The sequence below is a fragment of the Arthrobacter sp. NPDC058097 genome (assembly GCF_042884885.1).
Classification (GTDB): domain Bacteria; phylum Actinomycetota; class Actinomycetes; order Actinomycetales; family Micrococcaceae; genus Arthrobacter.
Genome location: NZ_JBHVSZ010000006.1, coordinates 201,468 through 216,506, shown reverse-complemented (window position 1 = coordinate 216,506; position 15,039 = coordinate 201,468). Strand labels below are relative to the sequence as shown.

At 67.6% G+C, this 15,039-nt stretch carries 10 protein-coding genes; 2 read left to right on the top strand and 8 right to left on the bottom strand.

Going from position 1 to position 15,039, the window contains the following annotated elements; genetic code table 11:
• Nucleotides 1–73: 73 nt before the first annotated feature.
• On the bottom strand, nucleotides 74–1,093 hold the full coding sequence (gene lipA, locus ACFVTE_RS12540) for a lipoyl synthase (protein WP_387100818.1): 1,020 nt from the start codon (nucleotides 1,091–1,093) through the stop codon (nucleotides 74–76).
• A complete protein-coding gene (gene lipB, locus ACFVTE_RS12535) occupies nucleotides 1,090–1,758 on the bottom strand; it encodes a lipoyl(octanoyl) transferase LipB (protein ID WP_387100816.1) in 669 nt (222 codons plus the stop codon). Before lipB ends, lipA begins: the two co-directional genes overlap by 4 nt.
• Nucleotides 1,759–1,923: 165 nt before the next feature.
• On the opposite strand from lipB, the gene ACFVTE_RS12530 reads away from it, so the two are divergent.
• On the top strand, nucleotides 1,924–4,086 hold the full coding sequence (locus ACFVTE_RS12530) for a protein kinase (RefSeq protein ID WP_387100815.1): 2,163 nt from the start codon (nucleotides 1,924–1,926) through the stop codon (nucleotides 4,084–4,086).
• A gap of 27 nt (nucleotides 4,087–4,113) precedes the next feature.
• Here the strand turns inward: ACFVTE_RS12530 and ACFVTE_RS12525 are convergent, their stop codons facing one another.
• Nucleotides 4,114–5,004, bottom strand: a complete 891-nt coding sequence (locus ACFVTE_RS12525; protein WP_387100814.1) for a TIGR01777 family oxidoreductase — start codon at nucleotides 5,002–5,004, stop codon at nucleotides 4,114–4,116.
• Nucleotides 5,005–5,077: 73 nt separating this feature from the next.
• On the opposite strand from ACFVTE_RS12525, the gene ACFVTE_RS12520 reads away from it, so the two are divergent.
• A complete protein-coding gene (locus tag ACFVTE_RS12520) occupies nucleotides 5,078–8,629 on the top strand; it encodes a S41 family peptidase (protein WP_387100813.1) in 3,552 nt (1,183 codons plus the stop codon).
• A 101-nt stretch (nucleotides 8,630–8,730) separates the two neighbouring features.
• Here the strand turns inward: ACFVTE_RS12520 and ACFVTE_RS12515 are convergent, their stop codons facing one another.
• From ACFVTE_RS12515 to ACFVTE_RS12495, 5 genes are all read right to left on the bottom strand, one after another.
• Complete coding sequence (locus tag ACFVTE_RS12515) at nucleotides 8,731–9,159, bottom strand: OsmC family protein (RefSeq protein ID WP_387100812.1); 429 nt, start codon at nucleotides 9,157–9,159, stop codon at nucleotides 8,731–8,733.
• A 162-nt stretch (nucleotides 9,160–9,321) separates the two neighbouring features.
• Entirely contained in the window at nucleotides 9,322–9,675 is a 354-nt protein-coding gene (locus ACFVTE_RS12510) for a hypothetical protein (protein WP_387100811.1), read from the bottom strand.
• Between the two features lie 161 nt (nucleotides 9,676–9,836).
• Nucleotides 9,837–11,582 (bottom strand): 2-oxoglutarate dehydrogenase, E2 component, dihydrolipoamide succinyltransferase, encoded by a 1,746-nt coding sequence (sucB, locus tag ACFVTE_RS12505; protein WP_387100809.1) that lies wholly within the window; start codon nucleotides 11,580–11,582, stop codon nucleotides 9,837–9,839.
• Between the two features lie 115 nt (nucleotides 11,583–11,697).
• Nucleotides 11,698–13,080, bottom strand: coding sequence for a dihydrolipoyl dehydrogenase (lpdA, locus tag ACFVTE_RS12500; RefSeq protein WP_387100807.1), 1,383 nt, complete (start codon nucleotides 13,078–13,080; stop codon nucleotides 11,698–11,700).
• Nucleotides 13,081–13,338: 258 nt separating this feature from the next.
• Nucleotides 13,339–14,856, bottom strand: coding sequence for a leucyl aminopeptidase (locus ACFVTE_RS12495; protein ID WP_387100805.1), 1,518 nt, complete (start codon nucleotides 14,854–14,856; stop codon nucleotides 13,339–13,341).
• Nucleotides 14,857–15,039: the final 183 nt, after the last annotated feature.

Here is a 15,039-nt window from a genome sequence, read left to right as displayed (position 1 = left end):
CGTGATTCACGACAAAGGGCCGGACGCCGAAAAGATCCGGCGTCCGGCCCTTGGCCACGGGAAATGCCTGGTGCTACTGGTGCGCCGCGAGCAGGGAGCTGGCTTCCTGGCGGGTGGTTCCGGAGTCCTGGATGCCGTCGGCGATGTGGGCGAGTTCGGCGGGGATGTCGCGGCCTTTTTTGCGCATGGCGGTGGCCCAGAGCCGGCCGGCGCGGTAGGAGGAGCGGACCAGGGGGCCGGACATGACGCCGAGGAACCCGATCTCCTCGGCTTCGTGCTGGAGGTCGACGAATTCCTGGGGTTTGACCCAGCGGTCCACGGGCAGGTGGCGTTCGGAGGGGCGCAGGTACTGGGTGATGGTGATCAGGTCGCAGCCGGCCTGGTGCAGGTCGGCCAGGGCTTCGGAGATTTCCTGCCGGGTTTCGCCCATGCCCAGGATGAGGTTGGACTTGGTGACCATGCCCAGGTTCCGGCCCTGGGTGATGACGTCCAGGGAGCGTTCGTAGCGGAACGCGGGGCGGATGCGCTTGAAGATCCGGGGCACGGTTTCGACGTTGTGCGCGAAGACCTCGGGGGCGGAGTCGCAGATCGCGGCGATGTGCTCGGGTTTGCCGGAGAAGTCCGGGATGAGGAGTTCGACGCCGGTGCCGGGGTTCAGCTCGTGGATCTTGCGGACCGTTTCGGCGTAGAGCCAGACGCCTTCGTCGGCGAGGTCGTCGCGGGCGACGCCGGTGACGGTGGCGTAGCGGAGGGCCATGGCCTGGACGGAGCGGGCGACCTTGGTGGGTTCGAACATGTCGACGGGGGAGGGTTTGCCGGTGTCGATCTGGCAGAAGTCGCAGCGGCGGGTGCATTCGGAGCCGCCGATGAGGAAGGTGGCTTCCTTGTCTTCCCAGCATTCGAAGATGTTGGGGCAGCCGGCCTCTTCGCAGACGGTGTGCAGGCCTTCCTTCTTGACCAGGTTCTTCAGGCCGACGAACTCAGGGCCCATCTGGACCTTGGCCTTGATCCAGTCCGGTTTGCGTTCCACCGGGGTGGCCGCATTGCGCTGCTCGATCCGCAGCATTTTCCGGCCTTCTGGTGCCAGTGTCACAGGAGAGCTCCTTCGGGGGTTGCAACTAGGGCGTCTTCATTGTTGCGCAGTTCCTCGGTGATCCGCGAAACGAGATCGGCGGGGGACACGTCGCGGCCCGTTTCCTGGGCGATGGTGGTCACACCGGCATCGGTGATCCCGCAGGCGATGATCTGGGCGTAGGGTGCGAGGTCGTTGTTGCAGTTGATGGCGAAGCCGTGCATGGTCACGCCCTGGCTGACCCGGATGCCGATGGCGGCGATCTTGCGGGCAGGGCCCTTGGCGTCCTCGTCGATCCAGACACCTGCGCGCCCCTTGATCCGGACCGCCGGGATGCCGTAATCCGCGAGCACCGCGATGATCACGGCCTCCAGCCGCTCGACGTAGTCCCGGATGCCGGCCTTGTTCTTCAGCTTGATAATCGGGTATCCGATCAGCTGGCCCGGGCCGTGCCAGGTGAGCTTGCCACCGCGGTCCACGGGAACCACGGGAGTGCCGTCGAAGGGCCGCTCGTGATCCTCGGTCAGTTTTCCGGCCGTGTAGACGGCGGCATGTTCAAGGAGGAGTACGGTGCTGGGGGCCTTGCCGGCCAGGACATTTTCATGGATTTCGCGCTGGATGTCCCAGGCATGGCTGTAATCAACGAAATCCGGGGCAAGACCGAGCTTTGTGAACTCAAGAGTCATGCATTCCAGCTTAGACCTCAGCCGGCGTCCTGCCCGGGAGTGTGCCCAAGCTCTCACCCCGTCCCTGGTCACATTCCGCGCCATTCCGGATCGTGGCCGGGCGGGCCCCGGCCCGCCTGTGGATAACTTCTGCAGGAATTGCCGGTTTCCGGTACTCCTTAAGCCATGGACCAGCACAGCTTGGAAAACCACAGCCTGGAAAACCACAGCGCCTCCATGCACGGTTCTGCCCGGGAGGCACCCGCCGTCGCGGGCTACTCGGTATGCCGGCGGCTGGGCCGTGGCGGCAGCGCCGAAGTCTGGCTAGTGTCGCAGGACTCCACCGGCGTGAAGCTGGCGCTGAAGTGCTTTGGCCGGCGCTCTGGCAGTGGTGAACTGGACAGCGGTGAAATGGTCAGTAGGTCCAAAGCCAGCGAGGAGGATCTCCGCCGGGAACTTCTCGTCATGTCCGTCCTGGACCACGAACACCTCGTCAAGGCCTATGGCGTGGTCAGGTTGGATGAACCTGGCAGGACGGATGAACCGGGCGAGGTGGATGAACCGGGCAAGGCGGACGGCGCTGGAGAGTGCAGTTTTGGCCTCCTGATGGACTACGCGCCTGGGGGTTCGCTCCAGGAATTGGTCACGGCCAGGCGAACCCTGGGCGTCGGTGAAACGGTCACGGTCCTGACTCCTATCGCGCAGGTCCTGGGCTATCTGCATGGCAAGGGCTTCACGCACTCGGACGTCGCACCAGGCAATGTACTTTTCACCGCCCATGGAAAGCCGCTGCTGGCCGATCTCGGTGTCGCCCGGATGGTGGGCGACGCTTCCGGCGTTCCCGACCAGCAGACCGGCGGCTTTGCGGATCCCGCGCCGGTGGACGCGGTCCGCGCTGGTCTTCAGCCGGAACGCGACGTCTACGCTGCCGCCGCCTTGGGCTGGTACTGCCTCACCGGCCAGCCACCTCCGCCGTCCGCAGCCAGGCCGCCGCTCTCTCTGCTTGTGCCGGACGTGCCCTCCGACCTGGCGGCGGCGCTGGAGGCGGGACTCAGTGAAAACCGGCGGCAACGCCCGGCTGCCGCTGAGTTTGCTACCGCCGTCTACCGCAGCGCGGCCGCCGTCCCCCTGGACCTGTCGCGCTCGGTGCATGACACCGTCCTGCCGGAGTTGCTGACGCGCAGGCCTGTCCCGTCGTCCGGCGGGAGGCTGAAGAAGCGCCTGCTCGCTTGGGGCAGACGACTGAAGACCACGGGCTGGGTGCGGGCGTTGGGCCGGCTGTCATCACGCGGGGAATCGCGTGATGTATTGACGTTGCCGGCTGCGGCCCTGCCGGAGGCGACTGTCCGGGTCACCGGAGACAGGCACGGTGTCAGGCGCGCTGCTGCCGGGCATGCAGCTGACAGGGATAGCGTGGTCAGGCGCACCGAAAGGCACGCGACGGTCCGGCGTACCGCGGTCGGCCAGGCGCGCCGGCACTCTAATGACAGCCGCCGCTCCCCGGACAGGCAGCATGCCGCGGACACCAGTCACATGGCAAGACGCAGGGCGGAACGGGGACCCACTGACAGACAGCCCCCTGACATACAGGCCACTGACGCAGAGACCGCTGGCAGGCGAACCCGAAGCAGGCGGGCCCCGGGCACAGGGGCTGGGGCGCCGACGCGGGTCCGCGGGGACGCCGGAGCCGGCTCGGGCGGTAGGCGCCGTCTGGCAGTAACGGGCGGCGTGCTTGCAGCAGCCTTGCTTGCCGCCGCCGGACTTCTGGGACTTCCTGGGGCGGCGCAGGAGTCAGGCCAGGCGCGGGACCCAGGCCAGGCGGCCCAGAATCCCGCGCCAGCGGCGCGGGATACAGGCCAAGCGGCGCTGGAGGCAGTCCTTCCGCCGGGCAGCCCCGGGCCATCGCAGGGCGCCGCGGCACGGGCGGCCGCCCTGCCCGGCGAAGTCCGGCGGCGGCTCGCGGCGAAGGATCCGGCGGCGGCGGTCCTCGGACTGGCGCAGCTGCGTTCGCTGGCGCTGCGCGAGGGCAGGCTGGACCTGCTCGACGACGTCAATGCTCCGAACACCCCGGCTCATGACGCGGACCAACGGATCCGGGCCGCTCTGGAGGAATCGGGGACAGTGCTGGCCGGCTTCACCACGAGCCTCACCGGTGTGCGCCGCCTGCCCGGAAGCACGGCTGCGAGGGCCGTGGTGGCGGTGACGTCATCGACGTCGGCTTACGAGGAGCGCTCGGCCAGAGGAACGGTAAACGCCACGGGAGCGACGCGGCAGGATGTCAGGCTGCGTCTGGTTCTGGTCATGGCGGAGGGACGCTGGCGCATCGCCGATATTCTGCCGGCGGCCTGAACACCAGCCGAATGGCACAGCGGCTACTCATCTCCCCGCCACCCATTTGGCCGCCAGCGCCACCGAGGGATGCCGCCAGGTGAATCCGCTGTCCCTGAGCAGCACCGGCTCGATCCGCTGGCTCGCGAGGAGGAGTTCGTCGGCCAGCTTGCCCATGACGAGGCGCAGCGCAGGGGCCGGCGCGCGCAGCAGGGCCGGGCGGCGAAGCGCCTTTGCCAATCCGGCCACGAGCGTGTTCACGTCGGCAATTTCCGGTGCGGCAACATTCACGGGGCCCGAGTTCCCGGACGTGAGGAGGAATTCGAAAGCAGACGTGAGATCGGGGAGAGTGATCCATGGCCAGTACTGCCGGCCATTGCCCAGCGGACCGCCAATCCCGGCCCGCAGCAGGGGCAGCAGGCGCCCCATGGCTCCGCCCGACCTGCTCAGCACCACTGCCGTCCGCGGGGTCACCACCCGGACATCGGCGGGGGCCTCGCGGGCTGCCGCCTCCCACTCGACGCAAATGCGCGCCATGATGCCCTGCCCGGCGGGGGAGTTCTCGGTCAGCATGGCGTGGCCCGCGTCGCCGTAGTAGCCGGCGCCCGACTGGCTGATGAACGTCCCGGGCGGGGAGTCAAGGTGGCGCATCGCCGACGTCAGTGTCCGGGTGGGATCGAGGCGGGACCGGAAGAGCTCATCGATCCGGCGGGCCGTCCATGGCCTGGCGCCGATGTTGGCGCCCGAGAGGTTGATGACGGCGTCGGCGCCCTCAAGGCTGCCCGGGTTCAGGGTTCCGGTGGCGGGATCCCAGGGGATTTCCGACGGCGACGACGGCGGCCGCCTTACCAGCCGGACGACGTCGTGCCCGTCGGAGGTGAGGTGGGAGGAGAGTGCGGTTCCGATGAGCCCGGAGGCGCCGGCCATGACGATACGCATGATCCATATCACCATGCCCGGCACGGCAGGGCACCTCCCCGATGGCCCATGTCGCGTTGACTATGATCGAACGATGACCTCTTCGAGTTACCTCCGGTTCCCTCATGTCCACGGCGATCTGGTCACGTTTGTGGCCGAGGACGACGTCTGGATTGCCCCCCTCAGCGGCGGCCGCGCGTGGCGTGTTTCCTCGCTCCAACTGCCCGCCCGCAACCCGCGCTTTACGCCGGACGGGAAGAAGCTGGTCTGGACGGTCGTGCAGGGGACTGCTCCCGAGGTGGTCATCGCCGATGTCGACGGCGGGGGATACCGCCAGTTGACCTTCTTCGGGCACAGCACCACCCGGGTTAAGGGCTTTACCCCTGCCGGGGACATCGTGGTCACCAGCGCGTTCCGCCAGGCCGAGAGCCGCCACACACATGCCTACCGGCTGTCCACCGAAGGCGGCTGGGCCGAGGAGCTTCCGCTGGGGCCGGTCGAGTCCGTGACCTTCGGACCGGAACTCGGGGACGAAAAGCCGGTGGTGGTGGGCAGCGTGCTGTCCCGTGAACCGGCCTGGTGGAAGCGCTACCGTGGCGGCACCGCAGGAAAGCTCTGGATCGACAGCGACGGAAACGGCGAGTTTGAACGCCTCGTGCCCGAACTGGACGGCAACCTCGCCGATCCCATGTGGGTGGACGGGCGCATCGCCTTCCTCTCGGACCACGAAGGCTACGGCAACCTGTACTCGGTCCTGCCCGGCGGCGGGGACCTGCGGCGCCACACCGACCACGAGGACTTCTACGTCCGCCACGCCTCCACCGACGGCAAGCGCGTGATCTTCGAATCGGCCGGCGAGCTCTGGCTCCTGCATGACCTTGGGTCCGAGGCCGTCCGGTTGGACGTCACGCTCGGATCGGCATCCCAGGGCCGCCGCCCCTCCCTTCTCAAGGTCTCCAAACACCTCGGTGACGTCCGGCCGGACACCACCGGGGAAGCAAGCGCCGTTGAATCGCACGGAACCATCCACTGGCTGCGGCACAAGGACGGACCGTCCCGTGTCGTGGAAGCGACGGCCGGCGTCCGCGCCCGCCTGCCGCGTCCTCTTCCCGACGGCCGCATCGCCTACGTGGCAGATCACGACGGCGACGAGGCCCTGTTCATCAGGGAAATCGCCCCGCAGGTTCCGGCAAACGGCGGCGCAGCCCCGGCAACCAAGGTGGCCAGGACCAGTGCCGCGCCGGAGACCACGTCCGTGGCAGACCAGCAGGAAGCCGCGTCTCCGGCGGTCCCCTTGCCCAGCCCCGTTTCCGCCGCCGGCGTCACGGGACCCCGTGTTGCAGCTGCCCGCGCCGCCCACCCGGTGGCCGACGATGCTGCGGCCGACCTCGCGCCGGCGGAGGCAGCCGCCGAAACCGCGGCCGGCCAGACAACGGGAACAGTGGCGGCCGAATCAAGCCCGCTCACGGTCCGGTTCCCCAGGCCTTCACGCGCCAGCGCGATCGAAGCGAGCCCCGACGGCCGGTGGATCGCCATCGGAACCGCGTTTGGCGACCTGTACATTGCGGATGCCCAGGACGGTACGCTGACGGCGGTCACCAGCATCGGCGAGGGCAGCATCGAGGACCTCGCCTGGTCGCCGGACTCCGGCTGGCTCGCCTGGTCCGAACCGGTGACCTCCTTTGGCTCACGCAGCCGCCTGCGGCTGGTCCGCGCCGGTGTCCCGGAAAAGCCTGCCATCGTGGAGGTGACGGACGGGCGCTTCCGGGACGAATCGCCGTCGTTCTCCCCGGACGGCAAGTTCCTTGCCTTCCTTTCCAACCGCAGTTTCGATCCGGTCTACGACGGCCATTCCTTCGACCTGTCCTTCCCCAGCCCGATCAAGCCCTATCTCGTGGCGCTGGCAGCGGACACGGCGTCGCCGTTCGGTCCCGGCGTGGCCCTGGCAGAAGGCTCCGAGACGAAGCGCGATGCAGCCAAGGCCGGCGCACCCGCCGAGGGCAAGACGGCGCCGGCCGACGTCCGGGTGGATGCCGAAGGCCTCGCCCACCGGGTCATCAGCGTCCCTGTTCCGCAGGGCAACTACTCGGACCTGACCGCCGCCGACGGTGCGCTGCTGTGGCTCGACAGCGCCCTGGCCGGCGTCACCGGGGAGGGCCGCGCAAGCCTGGAGGACAAGAACGCAGCCCCGAGCCTGGTCCGCTTCGACCTGGCCAAGCGCAAGAGCACCACCCTCGTGGAGGCCCTGGACAGCTACCGCCTCTCCGGTGACGGCAAGAAGGTGGTCCTCGTCCACGACAAGCAGGTCCGGGTGGTGCCCTCCGACGCCAAGGCCGACGAGGACTCCGGCCAGCTGGTCAAGGTGGACCTCACCCGCATCCGCGTCCTGATGGACCCCCTGAGCGTATGGGGCCAAGCGTTCGACGAGGCGTGGCGGCTGCAGCGTGACTTCTTCTGGACGGAGGACATGGCCGGCCAGGACTGGGACTCCATCCACGCCCGCTACCGTCCGCTCGTGCAGCGGCTCGGATCGCATGACGACCTGGTGGACCTGCTGTGGGAGCTGCACGGCGAGCTCGGCACGTCGCACGCCTACGTCCGCCCCGCGGCGGCCGTTGAAAACGGCAGCAACGGCCAGGGCAGGCTCGGCGCCGACCTCGCCTTCACCGGCGAGGGCTGGGAAATCGAGCGCATCCTGGCCGGCGAGTCGTCGGACCCGCTGGCCACCTCGCCCCTGACCCGGCCGGGCGCCGACGCCAAGGCCGGGGACGTCCTGCTGGCGATCGACGGCGTGCGCCTGACCGAGTCGCTGACGCCGGCCATGCAATTGGTGGGCGCGGCCGGGCGCGCGGTGGAACTGACCATCCGCAACGGCGCAGGCCATGGCGAAACGGCCGGAGTCCAGCGGCGGATCGCCGTCGTCCCGATCAGGGATGAGGAACGGCTCCGGTACCAGGACTGGGTGAACGCCAATCGCCGCACGGTCCGCGAGGCGTCGGACGGCAAGTTCGGCTACCTGCATATCCCGGACATGCTGGCGAACGGCTGGGCGCAGCTCCACCGCGACCTGGACACCGAGACGGCGCTTGACGGCCTCATCGTCGACGTGCGCCGCAACCGCGGCGGGCACACCTCCCAGCTCGTCGCCGAACTGATCGGGCGGAAGGTGACCGGCTGGAGCATGCCCCGCGGCGAAAAGCCCCGGACATATCCGCACCACGCACCTCGCGGGCCGGTCATCATCCTGGCCGACGAATTCGCGGGGTCCGACGGTGACATCATCACCCAGGTGTCCAAGCTGCGCGGCATCGGCCCGGTGATCGGCACCCGCACGTGGGGCGGCGTCGTCGGCATCGACAACCGCTTCACCCTGGCCGACGGAACGGGTGTGACCCAGCCCCGCTACGCCACGTGGTTCGGCGGCGGAGTGGGCTGGAGCGTCGAAAACCACGGCGTGGCCCCGGACATCGAGGTCACGTTCCCGCCCCACGCCTACGCGGCCCGCCAGGATCCGCAGCTGGAGTCCGGCATCACGGCGCTGAAGGAGATGGTGCAGGAGCTCCCAACGGACCGTCCGCCGCTCCGCGAGGGCTACCGCCGGCTGCGTCCGGAGCCGTTGCCGGCCCGCCGCCACAGCCAGGCATAGCCGCAAAGCCCGGGTAGCCGCAAAGCACGGTCAGCCTTAAAGCGCTGAAGGCCCTGTTCCCCTGGATTTCTCCAGGGGAACAGGGCCTTCGGGCTTTAAGATCAGGAGGCCAGTGTGGCGTCCAGGGTGATCTCGATGCCGGTCAGGGCCTGGGATACCGGGCAGCCCTTCTTGGCGGATTCGGCGATGCGCTGGAAATCCTCTTCCGAGATGCCGGGAACGCGGGCGTTCAGGGTCAGGTGGCTGCCGGTGATGCCGGTGCCGGGCTGGAAGCCGACCTCTGCCTTGGTGTTGACCTCGTCCGGGGTGAAGCCGGCCTGGCTGAGCTCGTGGCTGAACGCCATGGAGAAGCAGGCGGAGTGTGCCGCGGCGATGAGCTCTTCGGGGCTGGTCTTGCCGCCCGCCGCTTCGGTGCGGGCCTTCCAGGTGACGTCGAACGTGCCGAGGCCCGAGCTGTCCAGGGTCGTGTTGCCTGAGCCTTCCGTCAGGCTGCCGGTCCATACAGTGTGCGCGTTGCGTGTTGTAGCCATGTCACTCCTCAACGTTGATTCGATCCGGGGATGCGGCAGCAGCCGTTGCCCCGCCGCTACCAATCCTATGGATTCAGTCCGTCCGGTGCACGGGTTGTCCGCTGTCAGAGGATTATGACCGAACTGCCGGATTTGCGGACTGGTTCGGGGTTGATTGCCCTGTTAGTTCCACAGGGTGGCGATGGCGATGTTGATCAGTGCCAGCCCGCCAACGCCGTGTGCGAGGCCGGTTGAGACGGGCTGCCCGTTCTTGACCTTGCGCGCTCCAATGACGGCCAGGACTGCGACGACGACGGCGATGACGAACTTGATGCCCAGCTTGGCGTAGTTCGGGTGGGCGTCGGGCATAAGCGGAAGGAGGCCCATCATGGCGATGCCCGTAAGCAGCTGCAGGAAGGCTCCGTCGCGCTGGCGGGGGTGCACGGTGGGCTGCTTCATCGTGGCGATCCAGTAGCCCACGATCATGGCGGCTCCGACGACGTGCAGGAACACCAGAATGTTGAAGAGAATAGTCATGGCACCAGCTTAGCCAGTCTGTTCTACGTCCTGTAGCAAATCCACGCGTGGCCCTGTGGCGGCTTAGAAAGTCGCCTCGTGATGGTTAAATAACGACGGCGGTGCGGGCCTTCCGGTGGCAATCCACCGGCGCCCGCACCGCCGTCGTTCTTGGCAGTTGGCTACAGTCCCAGGTCCGCTTCGAAGGCGCCCTCTTCGAGGCGGGCCTTCAGCGTCTGCAGGAAGCGTCCTGCATCCGCACCGTCCACCAGGCGGTGGTCGTAGGTGAGGGACAGGTACATCATGGAGCGGATGGCGATCGAGTCGTCACCGTTCTCGTCCTGGACCACGACGGGGCGCTTAACGATCGCGCCGGTGCCCAGGATGCCGACCTGCGGCTGGTTGATGATCGGGGTGTCGAACAGCGCACCGACGGAACCGATGTTGGTGATGCTGAACGTACCGCCGGACAGCTCGTCGGGGCCGATCTTGCCGCTGCGGGTGCGGTCTGCGACGTCGGCGATCTTGCCGGCGAGACCGGCGAGGTTCAGGTTGCCGGCGTCGGAGATGACCGGAACCAGCAGGCCCTTGTCGGTGTCGACGGCGATCGCCAGGTGCTCGGCGTTGTGGTAGGTGATTTCCTGCTTGTCCTCGTCGTACGCAGCGTTGAGCTTGGGGTGCTGCTTGAGGGCCTCGGCCACGGCCTTGGCGATGAAGGGCAGGAAGGTGAGCTTGACGCCGTTCTGGGCCTGGAACGAGTTCTTGGCCTTGAGGCGCAGCTTGGCCACCTTGGTCATGTCCACTTCGTGCACCTGGGTCAGCTGGGTGGAGACGTCCAGCGACTCACGCATGCGGCGGGCGATGACCTGGCGGATCCTCGGAGCCTTCTGCACGGTGCCGCGCAGCGAGGATGCTGCGGCGGACGGAGCTGCGGAAGCGGCGGCGGGGGCCGCCTGGGCTGCGGCTGCCGGAGCTGCCTTCGATTCAGCAGCGGCCAGCACGTCCTGCTTGCGGATGCGGCCGCCGACGCCGGTGCCGGAGACAGCGGCGATGTCTACGCCGTGCTGGTTGGCGAGCTTGCGCACCAGGGGAGTGACGTAGCCGGACTCGGCGCCTGCGGCCGGAGCGGCCTGGGGTGCGGGCGCAGCCTGGGGAGCCGGAGCGGCCTGCGGTGCGGGCGCAGCCTGGGGAGCGGGCGCTGCCTGGGGAGCAGGCGCGGGGGCTGCTTCCTGGGCGGGGGCCGGCTTTTCAGCTGCCGGTGCGGCAGGAGCTTCGGCGGGAGCGGCGGCAGGGGCAGCGGCGCCGGATCCGATGACGGCGAGGACAGAGCCGACCTCGGCGGTCTCGTCCTCGTTGACGCGGATTTCCTGCAGCGTGCCGGCCACGGGGGACGGGATCTCGGTGTCGACCTTGTCGGTGGAAACCTCGAGCAGCGGCTCGTCTACTTCCACGGTGTCGCCAACAGCCTTGAGCCAGCGGGTGACGGTGCCTTCGGTGACGCTCTCGCCCAGAGCCGGCAGGGTGACCTCGTGGCTTTCGCCGGAGGAGGCGGGTGCGCCCTCGGCTGCAGGGGCCTCCTGGGCCGGTGCCTCTTCGGCGGGAGCGGCCGGTGCCTCTTCGGCGGGTGCAGCAGCCGGTGCTGCTGCAGGTGCCTCTTCGGCAGGAGCTGCTTCGGCAGCGCCGCCGCCGGAGCCGTCACCGATGCGCACCAGCGGGGCTCCAACTTCAGCGGTCTCGTCCTCGGCGACGAGGATTTCCTCGATGACGCCGGCGATCGGAGAGGGGATTTCAGTGTCTACTTTGTCGGTGGAAACCTCGAGCAGCGGTTCGTCCACCTCTACCCGGTCACCTACCTGCTTGAGCCAGCGGGTGACAGTTCCTTCGGTGACGCTCTCACCGAGGGCGGGCAAGTTAACGGATTCAGACATGTCGTCCCCGTTCTCCTTATTTATCTAAAGTGCGGATGATTGCTGCATTATTCGGGCCTGGTGCACCCTGCTGTTCGAGCCGGGTGCACCAGGCCCTGTTGTCTTGCGGAACGAATTAGCCGTGAAGGGCTTTGCCGGCCAGGGCAAGGTTGGCTTCGCCCAGGGCTTCGTTCTGGGTCGGGTGGGCGTGCAGCAGCTGGGCCACATCCTCCGGGTAGGCTTCCCAGTTCACGATCAGCTGGGCTTCGCCGATCTGCTCGCCCATGCGGGAGCCGAGCATGTGGACGCCCACCACCGGGCCGTCCTTCTGGCGGACCAGCTTCACGAGGCCGCCGGTGCCGAGGATGGAGCTCTTGCCGTTGCCGGCCAGGTTGTACTCCTGGGTCTCCACCTGGTCGTCGCCGAACTTCTCCTTCGCGGCCTTTTCGGTGTAGCCGACGGTGGCGATTTCCGGCTCGGAGTAGGTCACCTTGGGGATGTTGACATCCTCGACGATGACGGGCTTCAGGCCGGCGATTTCCTCGGCCACGAAGATGCCCTGCTGGTAGCCGCGGTGGGCGAGCTGGACGCCGGGGACAATGTCGCCGACGGCGTAAATGTTGCCCACGCCGGTGTGCAGGCGCTCGTTGGTGATGACGAAGCCGCGGTCGATGGTGACGCCGGCCTCTTCATAGCCAAGGTTTGCGGTGACGGGACCGCGGCCGACGGCGACGAGGAGCAGGTCGGCTTCGAAAGTCTTGCCGTCGACAAGGGTGACCTTGACGCCGTCATCGTTCTGTTCGACGCCCTGGAAGAAGACACCGGTGGAGAACTTGATGCCGCGCTTCTTGAAGGCACGCTCGAAGTTCTTGACGATTGCTGCGTCCTCGTTGGGGACCAGCGAGGGCAGGCCTTCAACGATGGTGACGTCGACGCCGAAGGACTTCCAGACCGAAGCGAACTCGACGCCGATCACGCCGCCGCCCAGGATGATGGCGCTCTTGGGGATGTAGTCCATGGTGAGGGCTTCGTCGGACGTGATGACCTTGCCGCCGATTTCCAGGCCCGGCAGCGTACGGGAGTAGGAACCCGTGGCGAGGACGATGTTCTTGCCCTTGTAGGCCGTGCCGTTCACGACGACGGTGTCGGTGCCCTGCAGCTTGCCTTCACCCTCGATGACGGTGATGCCCTTGGACTTGATCAGGCCCTGCAGGCCCTTGAACTTACCGGCGATGATGCCGTCTTTGTAGGCGTTGACGGCGGAGATGTCGATGCTGTCCAGGGTGACGTTCACGCCGTACTTGGCGGAGTCGCGGGCGTGGTCAGCCAGTTCGGCAGAGTGGAGCAGCGCCTTGGTGGGAATGCAGCCGTTGTGGAGGCAGGTTCCGCCGAGCTTGCCCTTCTCCACGAGGCCAACGGTGAAGCCAAGCTGAACGGCCCGGAGCGCCGCGGCGTACCCGCCGCTGCCACCACCGAGTACCAGGATGTCGAATTCTTGCGCAGTTGCCTGATCGGCCACTTAGACGCTCCCTCGCGTGAACGATGACACGAGAGTACGCATCATCTGGTCTTGGAAATTGCTCTGCCGTGATTATGCCAGCAGGCCTTTTCCCTTTCATTTGTGACTACCGTGGTTCACCTTAGCGAACCACTTATCCATGCTCCACCTTGCCGGTCCTTTTGTGGAGCGCTTGTGTCGAGTGTCACGCGGCTATGTGGCGAGCGGATCAGGCTTCCGCACAGCCGCGCGGCACAACGACTCAGGCGGCACTCGGACTCAGGCCAGGAGATCCTCGACGTAGGCCACCAGCGTGCGCACGGTGCAGCCGGTGCCCTGCTTCGGCGTGTAGCCGTAGGGTGCCCCGTTGTTGAAGGACGGTCCGGCGATGTCGATGTGCGCCCACGGGATGGTCTGGCCGTCCTTGTCCTTGCCCACGAATTCGCGCAGGAACACGGCCGCCGTCATCATGCCGCCGTGGCGCTCACCGATGTTGGCGATGTCCGCCACCTGGGAGTCGAGGCTGGGCCGCAGCTCTTCCGGCAGGGGCATGGGCCATACGAGCTCGCCGGCTCGGTCAGCGGCGGCCTTCAGCGGGCCGGTCACGCTGTCCGCGCCCATGATGCCGGCGGTCCGGTTGCCGAGCGCGATCAGCTGTGCGCCTGTCAGGGTGGCGACGTCGATGATGGCGTCCGGGTACTCCTGGCTTGCCGCGACGATGCCGTCGGCCATGACCAGCCGGCCTTCGGCGTCGGTGTTCAGGACCTCCACCGTCTTGCCGCCGAACATGGTCAGCACGTCGGCGGGGCGCGAGGCCGCGCCGGACGGCATGTTCTCGGCGATGCACAGCCAGGCGGTTGCCTTGACGGGCAGCCCCAGGCCGGCGATGGCCAGCACCGTGTTAAGCACGACGGCGGCTCCCGCCATGTCGCTCTTCATGTCGCCCATGCCGAGGGCCGGCTTAATGGAAATGCCGCCGGTGTCGAAGGTGATGCCCTTGCCGACCAGGGCAATCTTCCTGGTGGCCTTGGCGGGGGAGTACTCTACCTTGACCAGGCGCGGCTGCCGGGCGGAGCCCTTGCCAACGCCCATGATGCCGCCGAAGCCCTCCTTTTCCAGTCGCTTTTCATCCCACACCGTGACCTTGACGGGCAGGCCCTTGGCCAGTTCCTTGGCCGCGTCGGCGAACGACTCCGGGTAGAGGTGGCTCGGCGGCTGGTTGACGAGCGAGCGGGTGGCGTTGACGGCCTTGCCCAGCAGGCGCGCACGGTCCAGCGCGGCGTCCAGGTCCTTGCCGCCGGCCAGATCCGTGAAGATCGCGACGTCGGCCACGGGAGCCTTCAGGCCGTCCTTGGAGGAGCGGAATTCGGTGAAGGAGTACGCGCCCAGCGCGGCACCCTCGGCGATGGCGGCAACATCGGCGACCGTCGCCGTCGGGAACGCCAGCGTGACAGAGGACAGGCCCGCAAGCTGGCGGACGGCGGAGCCGGCAGCGCGGCGCAGCGCCTCCCCGGAAACCCTTCCCCCGGGGTTGACCTTGCCCACCCCGGCCAGCACGAGGATTCCCGAGCCCGTCTCCGGAAGCCCGGGAAGGCGGACCGCCTGGTCGGCAGCGCCGGTGATGCCGAGAACCTTCAGCGAGTCGCTCAGGGCCTCAACAGACTTCGCGGTCAGCGGGTTTTCCAGCAGGAACGGGCCGTCCGTGCCCTGCCCGACGCCGATGACCACCGCGTCACTTGCCGCCTTCTTCAGGTCCCTTGCAATGGCACTAAGGTTGATTTCAGTATTCTTGACCACGAGGATCGGTCCTCAATTCTCTGTGATTGTTCGGGCAGGGAGCGCAGGCATAGAGCCAATTCCGATCGTAGTCTCTCGTTCCGCAACTGCGGGGGAGCGCCGGGGAATCCGGCCGGGTGAGAGCCTCGCCACAACGCCCCGAGGAATGACGCCGCTGTTCCGGGCGTTATGAAGATTAACCCT